22 protein-coding genes are annotated in these 21,577 nt (G+C 65.4%); 13 read left to right on the plus strand and 9 right to left on the minus strand.

What is annotated here, in order from left to right:
• Positions 1 to 97: 97 nt before the first annotated feature.
• From CVN68_RS09460 to CVN68_RS09495, 8 genes are all read left to right on the plus strand, one after another.
• Positions 98 to 1,111 (plus strand): DNA topoisomerase IB, encoded by a 1,014-nt coding sequence (locus CVN68_RS09460; RefSeq protein ID WP_100281984.1) that lies wholly within the window; start codon positions 98 to 100, stop codon positions 1,109 to 1,111.
• Positions 1,112 to 1,118: 7 nt separating this feature from the next.
• Positions 1,119 to 2,300, plus strand: coding sequence for a mechanosensitive ion channel family protein (locus CVN68_RS09465; RefSeq protein ID WP_199560248.1), 1,182 nt, complete (start codon positions 1,119 to 1,121; stop codon positions 2,298 to 2,300).
• A gap of 242 nt (positions 2,301 to 2,542) precedes the next feature.
• Positions 2,543 to 2,974 carry a MaoC family dehydratase gene (locus CVN68_RS09470; RefSeq protein WP_100284319.1) on the plus strand — a complete coding sequence of 144 codons (432 nt, stop codon included), beginning with the start codon at positions 2,543 to 2,545 and terminating at the stop codon, positions 2,972 to 2,974.
• An 11-nt stretch (positions 2,975 to 2,985) separates the two neighbouring features.
• A complete protein-coding gene (locus CVN68_RS09475) occupies positions 2,986 to 4,161 on the plus strand; it encodes an acetyl-CoA C-acyltransferase (protein ID WP_100281985.1) in 1,176 nt (391 codons plus the stop codon).
• Between the two features lie 41 nt (positions 4,162 to 4,202).
• Entirely contained in the window at positions 4,203 to 4,679 is a 477-nt protein-coding gene (locus CVN68_RS09480; protein ID WP_100281986.1) for a DUF805 domain-containing protein, read from the plus strand.
• Between the two features lie 149 nt (positions 4,680 to 4,828).
• Complete coding sequence (locus CVN68_RS09485; RefSeq protein ID WP_100281987.1) at positions 4,829 to 5,779, plus strand: glucokinase; 951 nt, start codon at positions 4,829 to 4,831, stop codon at positions 5,777 to 5,779.
• Positions 5,780 to 5,823: 44 nt separating this feature from the next.
• Complete coding sequence (locus CVN68_RS09490) at positions 5,824 to 6,306, plus strand: pyridoxamine 5'-phosphate oxidase family protein (RefSeq protein ID WP_100281988.1); 483 nt, start codon at positions 5,824 to 5,826, stop codon at positions 6,304 to 6,306.
• A 43-nt stretch (positions 6,307 to 6,349) separates the two neighbouring features.
• Entirely contained in the window at positions 6,350 to 6,718 is a 369-nt protein-coding gene (locus CVN68_RS09495) for a YkvA family protein (protein WP_100281989.1), read from the plus strand.
• Here the strand turns inward: CVN68_RS09495 and CVN68_RS09500 are convergent, their stop codons facing one another.
• Positions 6,719 to 7,948 carry a polyhydroxyalkanoate depolymerase gene (locus CVN68_RS09500; protein WP_100281990.1) on the minus strand — a complete coding sequence of 410 codons (1,230 nt, stop codon included), beginning with the start codon at positions 7,946 to 7,948 and terminating at the stop codon, positions 6,719 to 6,721.
• A 307-nt stretch (positions 7,949 to 8,255) separates the two neighbouring features.
• Between CVN68_RS09500 and CVN68_RS09510 the strand changes: the two genes are divergently transcribed.
• Positions 8,256 to 10,037 carry an ABC transporter transmembrane domain-containing protein gene (locus tag CVN68_RS09510; protein ID WP_100281992.1) on the plus strand — a complete coding sequence of 594 codons (1,782 nt, stop codon included), beginning with the start codon at positions 8,256 to 8,258 and terminating at the stop codon, positions 10,035 to 10,037.
• A 95-nt stretch (positions 10,038 to 10,132) separates the two neighbouring features.
• Complete coding sequence (locus tag CVN68_RS09515; RefSeq protein ID WP_100281993.1) at positions 10,133 to 11,296, plus strand: saccharopine dehydrogenase family protein; 1,164 nt, start codon at positions 10,133 to 10,135, stop codon at positions 11,294 to 11,296.
• 160 nt (positions 11,297 to 11,456) lie between these two features.
• Here CVN68_RS09515 and CVN68_RS23135 read toward each other — a convergent pair whose 3' ends face one another.
• From CVN68_RS23135 to rnr, 3 genes are read right to left on the minus strand one after another with little or no spacing between them, the layout of a single operon-like run.
• Positions 11,457 to 11,606: a hypothetical protein gene (locus tag CVN68_RS23135; RefSeq protein WP_158298810.1), complete on the minus strand. Its 150-nt coding sequence runs from the start codon at positions 11,604 to 11,606 to the stop codon at positions 11,457 to 11,459.
• The gene (locus CVN68_RS23140; protein ID WP_158298811.1) at positions 11,603 to 11,779 is read right to left on the minus strand and encodes a hypothetical protein; all 177 of its coding nucleotides are present in this window, start codon (positions 11,777 to 11,779) and stop codon (positions 11,603 to 11,605) included. The genes CVN68_RS23135 and CVN68_RS23140 overlap by 4 nt, the downstream gene beginning before the upstream one ends.
• Before the next feature lie 56 nt (positions 11,780 to 11,835).
• On the minus strand, positions 11,836 to 14,118 hold the full coding sequence (rnr, locus tag CVN68_RS09520) for a ribonuclease R (RefSeq protein ID WP_100281994.1): 2,283 nt from the start codon (positions 14,116 to 14,118) through the stop codon (positions 11,836 to 11,838).
• Positions 14,119 to 14,171: 53 nt separating this feature from the next.
• Here rnr and glpD point away from each other — a divergent pair, with 53 nt between their 5' ends.
• Together glpD and CVN68_RS09530 are read left to right on the plus strand one after the other, a co-directional pair.
• Positions 14,172 to 15,629 (plus strand): glycerol-3-phosphate dehydrogenase, encoded by a 1,458-nt coding sequence (gene glpD, locus CVN68_RS09525; protein WP_100281995.1) that lies wholly within the window; start codon positions 14,172 to 14,174, stop codon positions 15,627 to 15,629.
• A gap of 50 nt (positions 15,630 to 15,679) precedes the next feature.
• Positions 15,680 to 16,012, plus strand: coding sequence for a PilZ domain-containing protein (locus tag CVN68_RS09530; RefSeq protein WP_100281996.1), 333 nt, complete (start codon positions 15,680 to 15,682; stop codon positions 16,010 to 16,012).
• Positions 16,013 to 16,015: 3 nt separating this feature from the next.
• On the opposite strand, the gene CVN68_RS09535 is transcribed toward CVN68_RS09530, so the two are convergent.
• From CVN68_RS09535 to proS, 3 genes are read right to left on the minus strand one after another with little or no spacing between them, the layout of a single operon-like run.
• Entirely contained in the window at positions 16,016 to 17,041 is a 1,026-nt protein-coding gene (locus CVN68_RS09535) for a pectinesterase family protein (RefSeq protein ID WP_100281997.1), read from the minus strand.
• Between the two features lie 12 nt (positions 17,042 to 17,053).
• Positions 17,054 to 17,659, minus strand: a complete 606-nt coding sequence (locus CVN68_RS09540) for a TIGR02466 family protein (RefSeq protein ID WP_233503661.1) — start codon at positions 17,657 to 17,659, stop codon at positions 17,054 to 17,056.
• A gap of 4 nt (positions 17,660 to 17,663) precedes the next feature.
• The gene (gene proS / locus CVN68_RS09545; protein WP_100281998.1) at positions 17,664 to 19,190 is read right to left on the minus strand and encodes a proline--tRNA ligase; all 1,527 of its coding nucleotides are present in this window, start codon (positions 19,188 to 19,190) and stop codon (positions 17,664 to 17,666) included.
• A 159-nt stretch (positions 19,191 to 19,349) separates the two neighbouring features.
• Between proS and CVN68_RS09550 the strand changes: the two genes are divergently transcribed.
• Entirely contained in the window at positions 19,350 to 20,189 is an 840-nt protein-coding gene (locus CVN68_RS09550; protein WP_407695540.1) for a DMT family transporter, read from the plus strand.
• A gap of 376 nt (positions 20,190 to 20,565) precedes the next feature.
• On the opposite strand, the gene CVN68_RS09555 is transcribed toward CVN68_RS09550, so the two are convergent.
• Both CVN68_RS09555 and CVN68_RS09560 read right to left on the minus strand, forming a co-directional pair.
• Positions 20,566 to 21,159, minus strand: coding sequence for a DUF938 domain-containing protein (locus CVN68_RS09555; RefSeq protein ID WP_100282000.1), 594 nt, complete (start codon positions 21,157 to 21,159; stop codon positions 20,566 to 20,568).
• Positions 21,160 to 21,181: 22 nt separating this feature from the next.
• Positions 21,182 to 21,574, minus strand: a complete 393-nt coding sequence (locus CVN68_RS09560; protein ID WP_100282001.1) for a DUF6481 family protein — start codon at positions 21,572 to 21,574, stop codon at positions 21,182 to 21,184.
• Positions 21,575 to 21,577 lie beyond the last annotated feature (3 nt).

Here is a 21,577-nt window from a genome sequence, read left to right on the forward strand (position 1 = left end):
TTTCCGAGAAGTTGGTCGTCAAACCTCTGCAACCCCGCGCAGGTTCCGGAACGAAGCGATGGGCTGCGCATTCAGTGCGACAAGCGAGGGAGGCCCGATGACGCTCGACGCCATCGTCTATGTCGATGATCATGAACCGGGAATCACGCGGCGCAAGGTTCGCCACGGCTGGGGCTATTGGGATCCGCAAGGCAAGCGCATCGCCGATCGCGACGAGATCGATCGGCTGAACAAGATCGGCCTGCCCCCTGCCTATAGCAACGCGTGGTTCTGCCCCGACCCGAACGGCCACATTCAGGCGGTCGGCTGGGACGACAAGGGCCGCAAGCAATATCGCTATCACACCGGCTTCCGCGAGGCGCAGGAGGCGGCGAAATACGATCGCTGCGCGGGCTTCGGTCATCGTCTCTCGAAGCTGCGCGAACGGGTCGAGACAGACCTCAAGCTACGCGGCCTGTGCAAGCAGAAGGCAATGGCAGCCGTCGTCCGCCTGCTCGATCTCGGCACGATCCGTGTCGGCAACGAAGCCTATGCCCAGGAAAATAAGAGCTTCGGCGCGACGACGCTGCGCAAGCGCCACGTCAAGGTGAAGGGCGAGACGCTCAAGCTCCAGTTCCGCGCCAAATCGGGCAAGCTGCGGATCATGACGATCACCGACCGGACGCTGTCGCGCTTCGTCAAGCGCTGCCAGGACCTGCCCGGCCAGCATCTGTTCCGCTGGGTCGATGAAGCGGGCGAGGCGCATCCGGTCACCTCGACCGACGTCAATTGCTACATCCGTGAGGCGATGGCGGACGATTTCACTGCCAAGAACTTCCGCACCTGGGGCGCCAGCGTGATCGCGTTCGAAGCGCTCGCCGACGCGAAATCTTATCTTGGCGTCAAGACGATGCTCGAGCCGGTCACCGATGCGCTCGGCAATACACCCTCGATCGCCCGCAAATCCTATGTCCATCCGCGGCTGATCGATCTGGCGAAGAGCCGCGAGGCACAGGCCGAGTTCCGCGAGCACTTGCGGCTGCCGCGCGCCACCCGCTACCTCAACCGTTACGAACGCGGTCTGATCACCTTCCTCGAAGAGGTCGCCGCTCCCCAAGCCAAGGCAGCCTGACGACTCGATGACCAATAGCACGGCCAATAAACCGCTCATCCCCGCGGGTCCGGACATGGAGGCGCAGGCAAGGACGCTGTTCGACGATTCGCTGATCTGGATCGAAAGCCACTGGCTGAACATCGCGATCGCGGCGGGCGTCGCGGTGCTGATCGTCGCCTCGCTCCATGCCGTCCGTGCCTGGGCGATGCGCCTGTGCCAGCGCGGTGCCGGCACTGCGAACTGGTATTCGGTCATCGGCCGCGCGCTGTCGAAGACCGGCAACTTCTTCATCATCATGACGGCGCTGCGGCTGGTCGCAGGCTATGCCAATCCGCCGCAGATGGTCGCGACCACGATCGGCTTCCTGTTCACCATCGCCGCGGTGTTCCAGGTCGCGATCTGGGTGCGCGAGCTGATCTTCGGCGCGATCGAGCACCGCACCACTTCCGAAAACTATAATGGCGAGGGGCTGGCGAGCGCGATCGGCATCATTCGGCTGCTCGTCTCGATCGTGTTGTTCGCGATCGCCACGGTGATGGTGCTCAGCAATGTCGGCGTGAACGTGACGGGTCTGGTGGCCGGTCTCGGCATCGGCGGCATCGCGATCGGTCTGGCGGCGCAGGGCATCTTCGGCGATCTCATCGCCGCGCTGTCGATCATCTTCGACCGCCCCTTTCGCGTCGGCCAGCACATCAAATATAACGGCACCGACGGGACGATCGAGCAGATCGGGCTCAAATCGACGCGGCTGCGCTCGGTGACGGGCGAATTGCGGATCATCTCCAATCGGCAGCTGCTCGACAAGGAGATCCAGAATTTCAGCGACCGCCGCCTCATCCGGTTCAACTGGATGCTAGGCGTCGCCTATGAAACGCCGCCCGACCTGCTCGACCGGCTGCCGCAGATCCTTGTCGAGATTGCCGAGGCATGCGGTGCTCGCACGACCCGCAACGGTTTCGCCAATTTCGGCCCCAGTACGCTCGACTATGAATTCATCGTCGAGATCGACGGCACCGACTGGACGGCGGCGAACCGGATCCGCGACAAGCTCGCGACGACGATCCTGCGCCGCTTCGCGCAGGAAGGGATCGACATGCCCTACCCTGCCCAGGCCAGCTTCACGGCCGCGCCGGACGGAAAGCTGATCATGCCATATCCGGAGGTTCAGCCCGTGCGGCGCGTTGACAAGGAGCCCGACGAGACCTGACACCCCGGCCGAGTCGGGGCCGTACACGGGCCTTTCGGAGCGCTTTTGAACATCGGGTTCGCTCGATCGACCGCCCTCCCCGCGCCGCCACGAGAGCCGGACGCTACGTCCATCGGCATTTTCAAATTCTCGGTCGGGTGAGACTTGCGATAGCCCCCCTGACTTCCCTAGATGGTGCCTAGTCACGCTGAAAGTGGCGGGAGAAAGCCTCAGTGACCACGGGACCGATCACCGTCGAGCAGATGACCGAGAGCATCGGCACCGAACGCGTGTCCGACTGGGTCGAAGTGACCCAGACGATGATCGACCAGTTCGCCGAGGCGACGGGCGACCATCAGTTCATCCATGTCGACCCCGAACGTGCGGCGCAGACTCCGTTCGGCGGCACGATCGCGCACGGCTTTCTGTCGCTCTCGCTGATGCCGATGCTCGCCGCCAAGACCGATGCGCCGAAGATCGCCGGCGTGAAGATGGGCGTCAATTATGGTGGCAACAAAGTCCGCTTTCTCACCCCGGTCCGCTCGGGCAAACGCGTCCGCGGCCGCTTCAAGCTGCTGCGATTCATCGAGCGCAAGCCCGGCGTATGGGAGCAGGTTCAGGAATATACCCTCGAAATCGAGGGTGAGGAAAAACCCGCGCTGATCGCCGAATGGATCGCGCTCATTTACGTCTGAGAGGAAAGAAAATGCGCTCCGCAGTCATCGTCTCCACCGCCCGCACTCCCATCGGCCGCGCCTATCGCGGCGCGTTCAACGCGCTCCCCGCCCCCACGCTCGGCAGCCATTCGATCAAGGCCGCGGTCGAGCGCGCCGGAATCGATCCCGCCGAGGTGCAGGACGTGATCTTCGGTGCCGCGCTCCAGCAGGGCAGCCAAGCCGGCAATATCGCTCGCACCGCGTTGCTCCGCGCCGGCCTGCCGGTCTCGGTCGCCGGCATGTCGGTCGATCGCCAGTGCGCGTCGGGGCTGATGGCGATCGCCACTGCGGCCAAGGAGATCATGGTCGACAATATGGACATCGCGATCGGCGGCGGCGTCGAATCGATCAGCCTCGTCCAGACCCCGGCAATGCGCGTCGAGCCTGATCGCGAATTGCTCGCGCTCCAGGGCGACATCTACATGCCGATGCTCCAGACCGCCGAGGTGGTCGCCGCGCGCTATGGCATCGGGCGCGATCGCTGCGACGAATATGCCCTCCAGTCGCAACAGCGCACCGCCGCCGCGCAGGCCGCAGGCAAGTTCGACGACGAGATCGTCCCGGTCACCGCGACGATGAACCTGGTCAACAAGGAGACCAAGGAGGTCACTCAAAAGGAAGTCACGCTCGCGAAGGACGAAGGCAATCGCGCCGACACCACGCTGGAGGGCCTGAAGGGTCTCAACCCCGTGCTCCCCAACGGCACCGTCACCGCGGGCAATGCCAGCCAGCTCTCCGACGGCAGCTCGGCCAGCGTGCTGATGGAGGAATCGCTCGCCTCGAAGCGCGGCCTGACACCGCTCGGCCGCTATGTCGGCATGGCGGTAGCGGGCACCAAGCCCGACGAGATGGGCATCGGCCCGGTCTACGCGATCCCCAAGCTGCTCGAACGCTTCAACCTAAAGATGGACGATATCGGCCTGTGGGAGCTCAACGAAGCCTTCGCGGTGCAGGTGCTCTATTGCCAGGACACGCTCGGAATTCCGGGTGAATTGCTCAACGTCAACGGCGGCGCGATCTCGATCGGGCATCCTTATGGCATGAGTGGCGCGCGCATGACTGGCCACGCGCTGATCGAAGGCAAGCGCCGCGGCGCGAAATATGTCGTGGTGACGATGTGCATCGGCGGCGGCATGGGCGCGGCAGGGCTGTTCGAGGTGCTGTGATCGATTGACGGGAGGGTGTCGCAACGGCACCCTCGACGTCAATGACCGCGCGCAAACCTTGGGAAGAGCTGAAGCTCGTCGGCAAACCTTTCTGCGACATCGCAGTATTCAGCGGCCGCTCGACACGCGCAGAGGCGCTGATCTTCGTCTGGCTGACGTTCATGCTTCTCGGCTGGGGGGGCCGTGCGTTGGTTCCGACCGACTCACCCGCCGCCCTACCGCTGAATTGGCTGGTATTGGCCGCGCAGATATTGCCGCTTTTCGCGCTGATGGCGCGACGCGCACACGATTGCGATGCGCCGGGGTGGGTCGGCTGGGCCCCCGTGCTGGTCCTACTCGGAACGCTGTGGTGGGCCGGAGAACTGCCCGGGCAGCAAGAGATTGATATTCCTGGACTTTACGACCTGATCCGGCTTATTGCGATCCTCGCCTTCTGGGGACTTGCGCTCTGGACGCCCTCCGAAGGCTCCAATCGCTACGGCCCGGATCCCCGTCCGCTCACGGCGCCTGCGCAATAATCTGGCCTTTATTCGTTGCCGCTTGCATACAAAGCTGCAGCTTTAAGCTGATGACAACGCGCCATCTTTCTCATTGTTGTTTCCGTAAGTTATGTTAGCGATACCAACGCCGAGCTTCCGCCAAAGGAGGCCGTGAAGGAGGGGCCGCAATGGCAGGAGACGTGGCATTGGTAGCCGATATCGGCCGCCAATCGGTTCGATTTGGGCTGACCGGCGGCGATGCGGGCCTGATCCCGCGCGACGTGCGCAAGTTCATGACTGCCGAGCACCCCACCTTCACCAGCGCATTGGTCGCCTATTTGAACGGTGTCGGGCTTCAGGAAGCACGGCTGCCAAGCGTGCTCGCCGTCGCGGGCGCCGTGCGCGGCGACTTGATCAACCTCACCGGCAGCCGCTGGTACATCTCGCTTTCTGGCGTGGAGGCCGTGTTGCGCGTCCGTCCCCGCGCGCTCAACGAATGCGCCGCCAACGCGCTCGCGCTCACGATGCTGCCGATCGCGGCCTTCACGCCCTTGCAGGGGCCACCGCCGCGGCTGGTGGAGGCCGGCGGAAACTATGTGGTGATCGGCACCGGCACGGGGCTCGGCGTCGCTGCACTGATCACCGCGGGCGGGAAACTCAGCGCGCTGCAGACCGAGGCCGGGCACATGTCCTTCTCGCCCGGCAGCACGGACGAACGCACCTTCGCGCAATATTGTACTTCGAAGGGCATCGTCTTCGACATCGAGACGCTGCTCGGCGCGCCCGGCCTGCTCCTCGCGTACGAGGCGCTGTCGGGCGGCAAGAAGCTCGAAAGACCCGAGGACGTCACCCGCAATGTCGGCCGCGATCCGGTGAGCACCGCGGTGGTGCGCATGTTCGTCGAGCATCTCGGTGCCTTCGCGGGCGATCTCGCGCTCGCTTATGGCGCGTGGGACGGGGTGTTCCTCACCGGCGCGATCGCCCGCGCGCTCCAGCCCCAATTGATGGATCCGGGCTTCCGCCGCCGCATGGAGGGCAAGGCCGCGTTCCGCCGCCAGCTTTCCGAAGTGCCGGTCGCCTTGGTCAATCGCACCGACCTCGAACTGCTCGGCGCCGCCGCCGCGCTCGGGAACGCCTGAACCGGCACGTCGTTACTCTCCCGAACGCAATCCGGGAGTGAAACATGGCCGACACCGCCGAACTCAAGAAGGATCTCTGGTCGAAACTGGCCGCCAGCCCGTTCGTGATGGTCGGGCTGATGGACAGCCCCGAGCACCATATCCCGCTCACCGCCCAGCTCGACGAGGATCAGGTCGACACCTTGTTCTTCTTCATCGGCAAGGACAATCGACTCGCCCCCGGCGGCCGCGCGATGGCGCATTTCGTTTCGAAGGGGCACGATTATTTCGCCTGTTTCGACGGCGCCGCGCGGATCGACAACGACTTCGCGATGATCGACAAACTGTGGAACAACCATGTCGAGGCGTGGTTTCCCGGCGGCAAGGATGACCCCAACCTCGCTTTGCTGCGCTTCGACATCGAGAGCGCGGAATTGTGGGAAACCGACATATCGGTGTCGGGCAAGCTCAAGATGCTGTTCGGCGGCAAGATCAAAAGCGGCGAGGAAGGCAGCCATGCGGTGGTGAGCACTACCGCTGAGGGCTAATGCGGAATTGACCAGGCGGGCACGGCACGCGAGGTCCTGAGCCATGGGACCCTCGCTCGCGCACCGCATCCGCACCGAAGCACATGCCGTGTACCTCGCGGTGCGCGACCCACGCACGCCGATCTACGCGAAGCTGTTCGGCTTGCTGGTCGCGGCATACGCACTGTCGCCTATCGACCTGATCCCGGATTTCATTCCGGTCCTCGGGCTGGTCGACGACGCGATCCTGATTCCGGTCGGCGTATGGCTGTTCGAGAAGATGATCGCGCCCGAGCAATTCGCCGAGCATCGCGCCAAAGCGGAGATCGCCACTCGCCGCCCGGTCAGCTGGGGCGGCGTGCTGATCGTCCTGACGATCTGGGGGCTGCTCGCGCTGCTGGCGTGGAGCGCGCTGGTGACTGCCTATGACTGATCAGTCGTGCGCGGCGATCCACTGCTCGAGCACCGGCGCGATCTTCGTGCGCCACTTGGAGCCGTTGAAGATGCCGTAATGGCCGACTTCGGGCGCCATGTAATATTGCTTGAGCTTCGCCGGCAATTTATCCGCGATGGTCAGCGCCGCCCTCGTCTGGCCCAGCCCCGAAATGTCGTCGCGCTCGCCTTCGATCGCGAGGATCGCGACGTCGGTGATCGCCGAAGGATCGACCCGGCGCCCGCGGTGCAGCATCTCGCCCTTGGGAAGCGCATGCGCCTGGAACACCACGTCGATCGTCTGAAGGTAGAATTCCTCGGTCATGTCGCAGACCGAGCGATATTCCTCGTAGAATTTCATCGTCGAATCGGCGCCCTCACCGTCGCCGTCGACCAGATGCCGGAACATCTCCCAATGGCTGACCATGTGGCTGCCGAGGTTCATCGTCATGAACCCGGCAAGCTGCAGGAAGCCGGGATAGACCCGCCGCCCTGCCCCCGGATAGGTCACCGGAATCGTCGCGATGACGTTCTTCTCGAACCAGCTGTGCGGCCGCTCGGTCGCCAGCGTGTTGACTGCGGTCGGCGCCTCGCGCGTGTCGATCGGGCCGCCCATCATCGTCAGCGTCTTCGGCCGGTTGGGATGCTTGTCCGCGCTCATCAGCGCCGCGGCGGCGAAGGCGGGGACCGAAGGCTGGCACACCGCCAGCATGTGCGGGCGTGCGTTACCCTCAGCCCCGACATGGGCGAGGAACTCGACCAGATAGTCGATATAATCGTCGAGGTCGAAGCGGCCTTCGCTCAGCGGCACCAGCTTCGCGTCGCGCCAGTCGGTGATATAGACATCCGCCACCGGGAGCATACGCTCGACCGTGCCGCGCAGCAGCGTGGCATAATGGCCCGACATCGGCGCGACGATCAGCAATTTGGGGCCGCCTTCGACGCCGTTCCGTACGAAGCGCTTCAATTGCCCGAACGGTTTGCGCAGCACGACCTCCTCGTGCACCTCGACCTGCTTTCCGTCGATCGTAGTGTGATCGAGCGCGAAATCCGGCTTGCCGCGCGGCGCGGAGGCGTGCGCGAACACCTCGAGCGCCGAGGCGAGCACCGGTCCGCCGCCGAAATAGGCGAACGGATTGGCGGGATTGTTGAGCAGCCCCGCGGAGAAATTGGCCCAGGCACTGGCGCCGGCGAGGAGTGACCGTTGAATCTCGTACGCGTCGTAGAGCATCAAATTCCTTCCACCGTCACCCGTTGGAACGGCGGCGACTTATCATACTAATATAGCGCGCCGTGTTGCGGTGCAACGTTGTCATACCAAATGTTCCAAATTTGGGACGAGTTCCCATTTCTCCCTCTCCGTCGGGAGAGGGAGGGAGCCGACGCAGTCGGCGGAAGGGTGAGGGTGACGACCTTCTTCCGCAGTCACCCTCACCCTTCCCACCGCTGCGCGGCGGGCCCCTTCCCTCTCCCGCCCGGGAGAGAGCGGGAGCAAGAGAAGGTTCCCCTCTCCTTTCAATCACGCTAGTCCGCGCGCCATGCCCGATCCCGTCCCTGCGCCCGCCCCACAGTCCCGGCGCAAGCTCAGCAATCTGCTCGTCGTCTGGAGCTTCACCCGCCGCTACCCGCTCCAGCTGGCAGTGGCGACGCTGTCGCTGGTCGCCTCTTCGGTGGCGACTTTGTGGATCCCGCGCACTTTCAAGCAGATCGTCGACAACGGCTTCGCCGCGGGCGCGGACACCAGCAAGATCGGCGTCTATTTCCAAGGGTTGCTGCTCGTCGTCGTAGCGCTCGCGGTGGCCACCGCGGTGCGCTTCTTCTTCGTCTCGTGGGTCGGCGAGCGCACCGTCGCCGACATGCGCATGGCAGTGCACCGCAATCTGCTGCGTCTGCCGCCCAAATGGTTCGAGGAGAACCGCCCCTCCGAAATCGCCTCGCGCCTGACATCGGACACCGCGATCGTGGAGATGGTGGTCGGCAACACCGTCTCGACTGCGCTGCGCAACCTGCTCACCGGCATCGGCGGCATTATCTACCTGTTCACGCTCGCGCCCGCGATCGCGGCCTATCTGCTCGTCGGCATCCCGGTGATCGTGCTGCCGATCGTCTGGCTCGGCAGCCGGGTCCGCAATTTGTCGCGGTCGAGCCAGGACCGCGTCGCCGATATCGGCGCGATCGCTTCGGAGACGCTCGGCGCGATGCGCATCGTCCAGGCCTTCGGACAGGAGAAGCGCGAGGCCGAGCGCTTCGAGGGCGCCGTCACACGCAGCTTCGCCGCCGCCAAGCGCCGCTTCGCGCTCCGCGCCGTGATGACCGCGGCAGTGATCGGCCTGCTGTTCACTGCGATCACGCTGATCATGTGGGACGCCGTATATGGCGTCGCCGAAGGCCGCATCTCGGGAGGCTCGATCACTGCCTTCGTGATCACCGCCGGGCTCGTCACCGGCTCGTTCGGCGCGCTGACCGAAGTCTATGGCGAACTGCTCCGCGGTTCGGGCGCCGCCAGCCGCCTCGCCGAGCTGCTGCGCGAGGAGCCCGACATTGCCGCTCCCGCCAACCCGCTGCCCCTCCCACAGCCGCCGCGGGGTGCAGTTGCCTTCGAGCAGGTCACCTTCCGCTACCCCACTCGCCCCGAAGTCTCCGCGCTGGCCGATTTCTCGCTCGACGTGCGCCCCGGCGAAACCATCGCCGTGGTCGGTCCCTCAGGCGCGGGCAAGTCGACCTTGTTCCAGCTGCTCCAGCGCTTCTACGATCCCGAAACTGGGGTGGTTCGCGTCGACGGTGTGGATGTACGCCAGGCCGATCCGGCCGAAATCCGTGGCCGCATGGCGATCGTCCCGCAAGACACCGTGATCTTCGGCGCCTCGGCACGCGACAATCTGCGCTACGGCGCGTGGGATGCGGACGATTCCGCGATCTGGGCAGCGGCCGAGGCCGCCAATGCCGGCGATTTCCTCCGCGAGCTGCCGCAGGGCCTCGACACCTTCCTCGGCGAGGCCGGCGCCCGCCTGTCGGGCGGCCAGCGCCAGCGGATCGCGATCGGTCGCGCCTTGCTGCGCGACGCGCCGATCCTGTTGCTCGACGAAGCCACCTCCGCGCTCGACGCCGAGAGTGAGCGTCTCGTCCAGGACGCGCTCGAGCGGTTGATGGAGAATCGCACCACGCTGGTGATCGCCCACCGGCTGGCAACCGTGCGCGCTGCCGACAGGATCATCGTCATGGACGACGGCCGCATCGTCGAGACCGGCACGCATGCCGAGCTGGTCGGCGCAAGCGGTCTCTATGCGCGGCTCGCGGCGCTGCAGTTCAACGAAGCCTGAGCGCCCCAATCTCACCCCTGCCCCGCGGCACGCACCTGCTTCCCGATTTCAGAAGATCGGGTATGGTGAGTCGCAAAGCTTGGCAGGAGAGAAAAATGGCTGATCGCGAGTTCGACATCATCGTCTATGGCGCCACCGGTTTCACCGGCCGCCTCGTCGCCGAATATCTCGCAGCCAGGCATGCTGATGTGAAATGGGCGATGGCCGGCCGCTCGCTGACCAAGCTCGAACAGGTCCGCGGCGAGATCGGGGCGCCCGCCGACACGCCCTTGCTCACCGCCAACGCCGACGATCCCGCCGCGTTGAAAGCGATGACCGCCCGGGCGCAGGTGGTGATCACCACTGTCGGCCCCTATCAGCTCTATGGCGAGCCCCTGCTCGCAGCGTGCGTCGAAACCGGCACCGGCTATGTCGATCTGTGCGGCGAACCCAATTTCATGCACGAGATGATCGGCAAATATCACGACGCCGCCAAGGTCAGCGGGGCGCGGATCGTCTTCTCGTGCGGCTTCGATTCGATCCCGTTCGATCTCGGCGTATGGACCGTCGAGCAGGAAGCGATCCGCCGCTTCGGCAAGCCCGCGCCGCGGGTCAAGGGTCGCGTCCGCGCGATGAAGGGCACGTTCTCGGGCGGCACCTTCGCCAGCGGCAAGGCCACCGCGGCTGCCGCGATGAAAGACCCTGCGGTGTTTAAGGCCCTGATCGATCCGTTCGCGCTCACGCCCGGCTTCGAGGGACCGACCCAGCCCAAGGGCGTGCTGCCCGAATATGACGAGGCCGTGGGCGGCTGGGTCGCGCCGTTCATGATGGCGGTGATCAACACCAAGAACGTCCACCGCACCAACTTCCTCGCCGGGCATCCGTACGGTGCGGATTTCCAATATGACGAGATGATGGTCGCGCCGGGTCTGGGCGATATCGGCAAGGCCGCGGCCGAGGCGATCGCCAGGATGAACCCGATGAACTCGGACAAGGGCCCCGCTCCCGGCGAAGGCCCTGGCAAGGAAGAGCGCGAGACCGGCTATTACGACATCGCCTTCGTCGCCGAGATGCCCTCGGGCGAGCGCCTCACCGCCACGGTCAAGGGCGATCGCGACCCCGGCTATGGCTCGACCAGCAAGATGATCGCCGAGAGCGCGCTCTGCCTGATCCGCGACGTTCAGGGCGAAGGCGGCATCTGGACCGCAGGCGCGCTGATGGCCGAGCCGCTCAAGAAACGGCTCGAAGCGAATGCCGGGCTCAGCTTCACGATCGACTGACCGCTTGCAATGTAGGATTTCGAGTGCTGGGATCGAGCGGCCGGCTCGCGCCGCCGCTCTTTCAAATTGTTGGAGAAATGGGATCGATTGCGCGAGACTGGCGCGCAAGAATGTTGCGAGATGAATCGCATTTCCGCAAACCGAGTCAACCTAAGCCGCGTCAGCCTTGATAGCCGAGCAGGATCACGCCAGCCGCGACGACACAAAACACGATCACGATCGGCACCAGTACACGCCGCCGCGAGTCGATCTCGGCCTGATAGGCGGCGCGATGGAGCCAGTAGCGCCCCGCGCCCGCCTCGCGGATCACGCCTTGCGCTGCATCCGTTCGAACTGGCGCTGCGCGACAGGGTTCTGGGGCACATAAGCGACGGCATCCTCTGCGCTGATCGCATGATGGACGAAGAAGTGCGCGGCGATCTTGCGCCGCGCGCGCATCGTCATCCCCGCGATGATCGACAGACCCGGTGACACTGCGGCCATGCTCGCCCCCCTGTGCAGCGCGGAGGCTGACACGGGAAACGGGCGAGCTCAACTGCCTATCGCTTGCGCCCCTGGTGGCGGATGTTCGCCGGTCGGCCGCGATGCTTGATGACGCGCTTGGGTCCGCGTCCGCGCTCCTCGCGTCCGCCATTGCTCGATGCCGAGCCCTTGCCGTCGGGAAGCTCGAAGCGCAGCGCGCCGGAGATCGGATTGGCCTCGGCCAGCCGTAGCTTGAGCCGCTGGCCCATCGCGAAGAATTCGCCGGTATCCTCGCCGATCAGCCGCTGGCTCGCTTCGTCGTAGCGGAAATATTCGGTGCCGAGATCGCGCACCGGGACCAGCCCGTCGCCCCCGATGCCGTCGATCGTCGCGAAGAAGCCGAAATTCTGCACCCCGGTGATCCGCGCATCCATCACCTCGCCGACATGCGCGGAGAGATAGGCGGCGACGTAGCGGTCGATCGTCTCGCGTTCGGCCTCCATCGCCCGGCGCTCGAGTGTCGAGATGCTTTCGCCGATCCGATCCATCGACCCGGCCTCTTCGGCGGTGAGACCGCCTGGCCCGAGCTTATAGGCATCGACCAGCGAGCGGTGGACGATCAGGTCGGCGTAACGGCGGATCGGTGAGGTGAAGTGTCCGTAGCTTCCCAGCGACAGCCCGAAATGCCCGGCATTCTGCGGCCCATAATAGGCCTGGGTCTGGGTCCGCAGCACCTGCTGCATCACTTCATCGCGGAAGTCCGCCTCGCCCACCAGTTCGAGGATGCGGTTGAAGGTCGCGGGCTTGATCACCTGCCCCAGCGCGAACTCCATGTCGTACGTCTTGAGATATTCCTTGAGCGCGACCAGCTTCTCGCGCGCCGGCGGCTCATGGACGCGGTACATCACCGGCGCCTTCTTCGCCTCCAGCGCCTTGGCCGCGGCGACGTTGGCTGCGATCATATAATCCTCGATCAGCTTGTGCGCATCGAGGCGCTCACGCGGCGCGACCGAGAGGATCCGGCCCTTTTCATCGAGCACGATCCGCCGCTCGGGCAAATCGAGGTCGAGCGGCTCGCGCTTCTCGCGCGCCTTGTTGAGTGCCCGCCAGCAGTCCCACAGCGGCCGCAGCGCAGCTTCGATCGTTGCGCGCTTCGCGGTGCCCGGCAGATACGCGTCGTCGAGCAGTGCCCGCGGCGAACCCGGCCCGTCGATGATCGTCTGCGCATCATCATAGGCGATATTCGCGGCGATGCTCACCACAGCACGGCTGAAGCGCCACGACTTCAACTCACCCTGCTTGCCCACCTGTAGGTGGCAGACCAAGGCCGCACGGTCCTCGCCCTCCTTGAGCGAGCATATTTCGGCCGAAAGGATTTCGGGCAGCATCGGCACGACCCGATCGGGGAAATAGACCGAATTGCCCCGCTTGCGCGCCTCGCGATCGAGTTCCGAGCCGGGACGGACATAGAAGCTGACATCGGCGATCGCGACCACGGCCTTCCAGCCGCCTTCGTTTTTGGGATCGTCGTCGGGCGCCGCCCAGACCGCGTCGTCGTGATCACGCGCATCGGCGGGATCGATCGCCACGATCGGCAAGTCGCGCAGATCCTCGCGCTCGCCCAGCGGCTGTTTCGAGACGCGCTCGGCCTCGGCGATCAGCTCGTCGGAGAAGACATTGGGGATGCCGTGGCGATGGATCGCGATCAACGAGAAGCTGCGCGGCGCGAAGGGATCGCCCAGCCGCTCGACGACATGGGCGAAGATCCGCGGTGGCTTGCCGGCCTTGTTGGCGAGCACGAGATCGCCCGGTTCGGCGCCGTTGCGCTCCGAGATCGGGTAGCTGTTGCGCTCCTTCTTGTCGACGCCGCGCAGATACAGGCGCCCACCCTCCTCGTGGACGACGCCGAGCATCTGCTCTTCGCCGCCTGCGAGCTTTTTCATCGGATGCGCAATCCAGCCTTTGCCAGCCTCTTCGGTGCGCGCGAGGATGCGATCGCCGACGCCCAACGCCGATCTTTTTCCGCGCTGCTCGCGCACGCGCAGCCGCGGCACCGGGATGCCCTCGGCCTCCCAGCGCTCGGGCACTGCCCACACGGCATCGCCGTCGGCGTCGGTGATCCGCAGTACGGTCACCTTGGGAACGCCGCCCATCTTGTGGAAGGCCCGGCCAGGTGCGCTGTCGATCAGCCCCTCGTCGCCCATGTCCTTGAGCAGCGCCTTGAGCGCGATCTTGTCCTGTGCATGCAGCCCGAACGCCTTGGCGATCTCGCGCTTGCCCGCAGGGGTCGGGGATGTGGAAATGAAATCGAGGATCTGCTCCCTTGTGGGCAGACCCGTTCTTGTCTTTTGTCTTGTCATTGATCCTGAAGATAGGGACTCGCGGCAACTTGTCCAACCACGTAACTGACCCCATGCGCTACGACCTTCTCATCGTCGGCGGCGGGATCAACGGCTGCGCGATCGCCCGCGAAGCATCGCTGGCGGGGCTGAAGATATTGCTGGTCGAGAAAGACGACCTCGCCAGCCACACCAGCTCGGCTTCGACCAAGCTGATCCATGGCGGCCTGCGCTATCTCGAGAGGTACGAATTCCGCCTGGTTCGCGAGGCCCTCCACGAGCGCGAGCGCCTGCTCGCCGCCGCGCCGCACTTGATTCGCCCGATGCTCTTCGTGCTGCCCCATGCGCATTCGGTCCGTCCCTGGTGGATGGTGCGTGCCGGGCTCTGGCTCTACGATCTGCTCGCCGGCCAATCTTCGCTGCCCCGCTCGCGTAGCCTTCACTCCACCGACACCCCCTTCACCGGTCCCCTGGCGGGCGAGCATCGCGGCTTCGTCTATTCGGACGCATGGGTGGACGACGCCCGGCTCACGCTCGCCAATGCACTGGACGCCGCCGCGCACGAGGCCGAGATCGCCACCCGAACCGAGCTCCTCTCGGCAAGCCGCGAGGGCGACCATTGGCGGGCGACGCTCGCCGACGGGCGCACCGTCGAGGCTCGTGGCCTCGTCAACGCTGCCGGCCCTTGGGTGCGAACGCTACTCAATAGCCTGTCTGTTACGAGTCATTCGCAGGTTCGCCTGGTCAAAGGCAGTCACATCGTCGTACCGCGGCTGTTCGAAGGCGACCACGCCTATATCCTCCAGCAGCCTGACCGGCGGATCGTTTTCGCCATCCCCTATGAGGGCGGCTTCACCGAGATCGGTACCACCGACGTGCCCGTCGAGCAGCCTGAAGATGCGATCTGTTCGCAAGAGGAGATCCAGTATCTCTGCGACGCGGTGAATCGCTATTTCACGCGGCAGGTCTCGCCCGACGATATTGCGTGGAACTGGTCCGGCGTCCGCCCGCTCCATGACGACGGCGCCGCCCGGGCGCAGGCAGTGACGCGCGATTACGTGCTCGAACTCGACGCAGAGGCCGCGCCGCTGCTTTCGATCTTCGGCGGCAAGATCACCACCGCCCGCGCGCTTGCCGAAGAGGCGATGGAAAAGATCGGCCCCCTCCTCGGCATCGCACCGCGCTGCCGCACCCGAGCCCGTGCCTTTCCCGGTGGGATGATCGCCGGGTTCGACTTGCATCTCGAACATGTTCGGAGCCGCTGGCCCTTCCTCGGCGCGGATCGCGCCCGGCGAATGGCGCATGCTTATGGGACGTTGATCGGCGAGTTGCTCGGCGATGCCCGCGACGAGGCGGCGATGGGGCAGTCGTTCGGCGCCGGCCTGACCGAGATCGAGGCCCGCTGGATGCACGACCGCGAATGGGCGCGCTCTGCCGATGACGCGCTCTTCCGCCGCTCGAAGCTGGGACTGCACCTGACGAGCGTCGAGCGCGACGCATTTACCCGGTGGTGGACTGCAACATTCGCTTAACCACTTGTTGATAACTGCTCCCTAGCGTTTCCGCCGGGGGCAGGACGAATATGGCAACGAGGCTTTCGCAGTATCGGACGGTAAGCCCTGCGCTCGTCGAGCAGCGCAGCGCGCCGCGCCACCGCATCCTCGTCAGCCGCGCCACCGTCCGCAAGCAGGGGAATGCCGCGGTCGAAGCCACTCTCGGCGATCTCTCGGTCTATGGCTGCCGCCTCGCCTGCGCGAGCGAACATCCCGAAGGCGAGCGTCTGTGGTTGCGTCTGCAGGGCGGCCTGCCGATCGCCGCGACGGTGGTGTGGAACGACGGCGACAATATCGGCTGCCGCTTCGATGCGCCGATCGAACGCAGCCTGATGCGTTCGCTCACCCTGGTGATCTGCTGAAGCTCAGCCGCCGAGCCCGTTCCAGTCGCCGAGTACGCTCGCGCGGGTGAACCGCGCCGCATCGGCCGCGTTCAACGTCCGCCGGGTAGCGGAGGCTGGCCCCGCTCCCGGCCCGCGGCTGGCACTTTCGAACAGCCGCGCTTCCTGCGGGGTCAGTCGGCGCTGGTCACCTTCCGGACCCTTATAGCCCATCCACGTCCAGCCCTCGCGCTTGATGTGCGCGTCCATCCAGCAGTTCAGGAACACCGATTGCCCGGTCAGCGCCATGTTGCCGCCCGCCCGCCACGGCCGCCCGAGCCAGGTCGAGCGGGCGGGCACGCCGGGCTCGCGCATCAGCCGGCAGCGCGAGAAGACGAGACCGAATTCCTGCACCGCCGGCGTGCTCGGCGCGGTCAGATACCCGAACTCGGGTACATTCGGCACATAGCGCGTGACGATCTCGCAGCGCTCGAACCATACCGCTGCGCCGCCGAAGATGAAGTCGACTCCTCCGACGATCCGGCAATCGGCGATCCGTGAGCGGCCCTGCACGTAGAGCGTGTCCTGATAGCCTTCGAGCCAGCAATGCTCGACCAGAGTTCGGTCTGCCTCGCGTCCGATTACCAGCGCTACTGCCTGCGCGCCGTTGCCGGTGCTGTCGCGCTTCGCGCCGATATAGTCGAAGCTGTTGCGGATGGTGAGGTTGCGCACGGTCGTCCCAGGCGCGGCGACGGTCAGCGTCCCCGTCCGCCCGGTCCCCCAATTGTTGCCGTCCGGGTGCTTGAGTCCGGCATAGGTGCCGAAACTGAGGACCGTGCCCCGTCCACTCCCGACAATCGTCACGTTCGGAACAGTGATCGTCAACTTCTCGATCATCACGCCTTCACGCACGAGAATACGGAAGGGCCGTCCCCCCGCCGCGGCAGCCTGATCGAGCGCCTTTCCGAGCGTCCCGGTACGCGGATCGACGATCGCGTCCCATCGCTCCTCGGCCCGCGCCGCCAGCGGCAGCATCAGCGCGCCGGCCAGCGCCGTCCGTCGATCGATCATGTCCCCTCCCCGCTACCAGCGATAATTGAAGCTCACGCTGATCCGCTTGCCCCTGCCCGATCCCGCCGCGACCTCGTGGCGCATCCAGCTTTCCCAAAGCAGCACGGTGCCCGGCTCGGGCACAATCTCGATAAAGCTGCGCAGCGCCTCGGCCACATCGGGCTGCCGCGGCGGAGCGGCCATCATCATCGCCAGCCGCGGATCCTCGAGCCGCAGCCCGCGCGACCCCGGCGGCAGCGTGATATAGACCGTCCCCGAGATCACGCTGTGCGGATGAATATGCCAGCTATGCCCACCGCCGCCGTTCAGGACATTTGCCCAAATGCTGTCGAGCTTGAGCTTCTTTCCACCCAGATCGAAACCGCACGCGTCGGCGAACGTGGCTACGTGCCGGTCGAGCAGCCGCTTGAGATCCGCGAACGCCGGATCACGGATCGGCAGATCGTTGAGCGAGGCATAGGAGGTATAGCCCTGATAGCCATGCTCCTTCGCCCAGCCGCGCCCCGCCCGATCGTCATGGGCGAGCTGGAGGCACGAGGCCTCGAGTTCCTCGATCAGCGCGTCGTTGCCCAATGCCGCCTGATAGAGCAGCGACGCGAAGAGCGACCGGACCGCCACGGCCTCAATAGGCCCGCGCGACCACGATGCGCTCGACCGCAGGCGCGCCGGTGAAGATGCAGGTTCCGCCATCAGCCACGACATCGTTGGGCACATTGCGGAAGGTCAGCTTCAGCGCCTTGAGCCGCTCGACCACTTTGTCGAGTTCGGCACCGCCCGGCTTCGACCAGCTGACTTCGACCCAGCCCGGCTTCGCGCCGTCGAACGCCTTTTCAAGCGTGGCGAAGTCGGTGATGTCGCGACGGATGTTGGCATCCATTCGCTCGCGCGCCTGCGTGTGCAGCCCCTGCTGGATGCTCTCCAGCATCTGCGTCGCCTCGTCGACGAGCTGACCCCGCGGCACCACTGCGCTGTCGAGCTTGCCGTCCTCGCGATACAGTCGGTCGCGCCGGATGACCGAGACGTTGCCGCCCGCGACATCGCGTCCGCCGACCTCGATCACGATCGGTGCGCCCTTCTTCACCCAGCCCCAGCGCTTGGTGGCCGCCTTGGCGGGACGCAAATCGAGCAGCGCGCGCACCGGCTCGCCGAACGCGCTCAGCGCCGCCAGTTCCTGCTGCAGCGTCTTGCAATAATCGACGATCGCCTGGTCCTCGGGCTGGTCGCGCAGCATCGGCACGATCACGATCTGCCACGGCGCGATCCGCGGCGGCACGCGCAGGCCGTCGTCGTCGCCGTGCACCATGATCACGCCGCCGATCATACGAGTCGAGACGCCCCAGCTCGTCGTCTGCGCCAGCTCGAGTTCGCCCTCGGCGTTCTGAAACTTGATGTTCTGCGCAGTCGAGAATGTGGTGCCGAGGAAGTGGCTGGTGCCCGCCTGCAGCGCCTTGCCGTCCTGCATCATCGCTTCGATGCTGTAGGTCGAGACGGCGCCCGGGAAGCGCTCATTCTCGGGCTTTTCGCCCGCGACCACCGGCATTGCGAGGCAATCCTCGGCAAACGACCGATAGACTTCGAGCATCTTGAGCGTCTCTTCGCGCGCCTCGGCCTCGCTGGCGTGCGCGGTATGTCCCTCCTGCCACAGGAACTCGCTGGTCCGCAGGAACATCCGCGTGCGCATCTCCCAGCGCACCACGTTCGCCCATTGATTGATCAGCACCGGCAAATCGCGCCACGACTGGATCCAGCGCGAAAAGGCAGCGCCGATCACTGTCTCCGAAGTCGGCCGCACGACCAGCGGCTCTTCCAGCTTCGCCTCCGGATCCGGGACGAGCCTGCCGTCCTTCTGGATCAGCCGGTGGTGGGTGACGACCGCCATCTCCTTGGCGAAGCCGTCGACATGCTCGGCCTCCTTCTCGAAATACGAGAGCGGGATGAACAAGGGGAAATAGCAATTCTCATGGCCGGTCGCCTTGATGCGATCGTCGAGCAGCCGCTGGATCCGCTCCCAGATGCCGTATCCCCATGGCCGGATGACCATGCATCCGCGTACGCCGCTCTCTTCGGCCAGATCGGCCTCGGAGATGACGGCTTGGTACCAGGCGGCGAAATCGGCTTCGCGGGTGACGTTGAGGGCGTGCTTGATCATATCAGCCGATTAGCGGGGGAATCGCTCGCTGGGTAGCATCTATACGGGCTTGTGCGGCGCAGCACCGCCGCTTAACCGGGCCGCGTGACGACCTCCCGAACCGACAGCGTCTTCAAGGGCTTGGGATTGCGTCTTATCGCGATTCTGTGTCTTTCCACGATGTCGGCGCTGATCAAGCTCGCCGAGACGCGCGGCGCGACTCTGGTCGAAACGATGTTCCACCGCCAGCTCTGGGCAGTGCCGATCGTCGCGGCATGGATCATGATGGGTCCCGGCCTCGGCTCGATCCGCACGAAACGCTTCGGCGCGCACGTGACGCGGACCGCGATCGGGCTCACCGGCATGGTCTTCACTTTCGGCGCGGTGCTGCTGCTGCCGCTTGCCGAGGCGACCACCCTCCAGTTCACCGTCCCGATCTTCGCGACTCTGCTGGGCGCGCTGGTGCTGCGCGAGAAGACCGGTTGGCATCGCTGGGGCGCGGTGGTGATCGGTTTCGCAGGGGTGCTCGTTGTCGCCCAGCCGGGCAGCGGCCAGTTCCCGCTGTTCGGAGCGGTGGTCGGGCTGATCGCGGCGCTGTTCGTCGCGATCGTCGCGATCACGCTGCGCCAGATCGGCAAGACCGAAAGCGCCGGCACCACGGTCTTCTGGTTCTCGGTGCTGTCGCTTCCGCCGCTCGGCATCGTTTACGCCTTCCAGCTCCAGTCGCACGACTGGGTGACCTGGTCGAACCTCGTCGCGATCGGCCTCGTCGGCGGTGTGGCGCAGCTCGCGCTCACCGCTTCGGTCCGCTTCGCGCCGGTCTCCACCGTCATCCCGATGGACTATTCGAGCCTGCTCTGGGGAACCTTCTACGGCTGGCTGATCTTCAGCGCCTGGCCGACGCCGTGGACGTGGCTCGGGGCGCCGATCATCATCGCCAGCGGGCTCTACATCGTCTGGCGCGAGCGCGTGCTCCACGTCCGCAACACCGAAAGCGTCAGCGACGCCGCGGCTTCGTAGACTGCCGCTCCCGTCCCTGCTTGCAGAGTCTACGTCCGGATCGCACCGATACAAATAGCCAAAATCGGGGTTTGACGGCCTTGAGTTGACTCACTTTGCGGAAATGCGATTCATCTCGCAATATTCTTGCGCACGTTGTCGCGCGCGCTGATCCTGTTCCAAACAATTGAAAGAGCGCCCGGTGACAAGCCGACGGCGCCAGCCAAGCAGGCGAAATCCTACATTGCAAGCGTTGCGCAATTGGCGGAGCCGGGAACGGGACAGAAGGCGATACACCCTGATTCCTCCCCTCCCTGCAAGGGAGGGGAGTCACTCGGTTGAATGCTGATAAAGGCTCACACCTCCCTCAAAGGAAAGGGACCGCAAGTTGCCATATTCAGGCTCGGCGGAACACCAGGCTGAGATTGTTGGCGGGCATCGGCACTATGCACTGAAGCGCGAGCCCGTGTGCAGCGGCGGCGGCCGAAACTTCCTCGACATGCCGCAAGCCCCAGCGCGAGTCGCGCGCCTGGAGCGACACGTCGAACGCCTCGTTGGATTCCGCCGTCGGCACATCGCGCTGGCGATAGGGTCCATAGAGGATCAGCGGCGCACCCGGCGCCAGCAGCCGCCCCGCCCCTGCAATCAGCCCCAAAGTGGCTTCCCACGGACTGATATGGACCATGTTGACGCAAAGGATCGCATCCGCGGCCACGATCGGCCAGGTCTCCGCCGCCGCGTCGAGCGCAAGCGGCGGCAGGACATTGGGCAGGCCAGCGCACCAGTCGGCGATCGAAGCACGCGCGGCGTCTTCAGGGTCACTCGGCTGCCACTGCAATGCGGCGAATCGCTCGGCCAAGAAAGCACAATGCTCGCCGCTGCCACTCGCGATCTCGAGCACCAGTCCGCTTGCCGGCAGCTCCACCTCGAGCACCGCGGCGATCGACTCGCGATTGCGCACAGTGGCCGGAGCGTGGCGGCGGGCGCTCATCTCCGGCGCACCGCCGAAACGATTACTTCTTGCCCTTGCGCGCGGGGTAGCGGCTCTCGCTGCCCTTGGCGGGAAGCATGAACGATGCGGCAAGCTTCACCTTGGCGGCTTCGGCGGCGGCAGCCTTCTCGGCCGCCTTGGCCGCAGCCTGCTCCTCGGCCTGGCGCTTCGCGTCCAGGCGCGCTGCCTCGGCGTCCACCTTGGCCTGCTCGATCGCGGCCTTCTCGGCCTCGATTGCTGCCAGCTTCGCCGCGCGTTCGTCTTCGACGGCCTGCTCGCGGGCGAGGCGTGCCGCCTTGCGCTCGGCCAGCTCGGCCTCGCTCAGCTTGGGAGCGGCCTTGAGCTTTTCGAGCAGCGCCTTCTTGGCATCGGCCGAGCGTCCGGCGCGGTCACTGAAAGTATCGTTGTACGTCATTCG

The sequence above is a fragment of the Sphingomonas psychrotolerans genome (genome assembly GCF_002796605.1).
Lineage (GTDB): Bacteria > Pseudomonadota > Alphaproteobacteria > Sphingomonadales > Sphingomonadaceae > Sphingomonas > Sphingomonas psychrotolerans.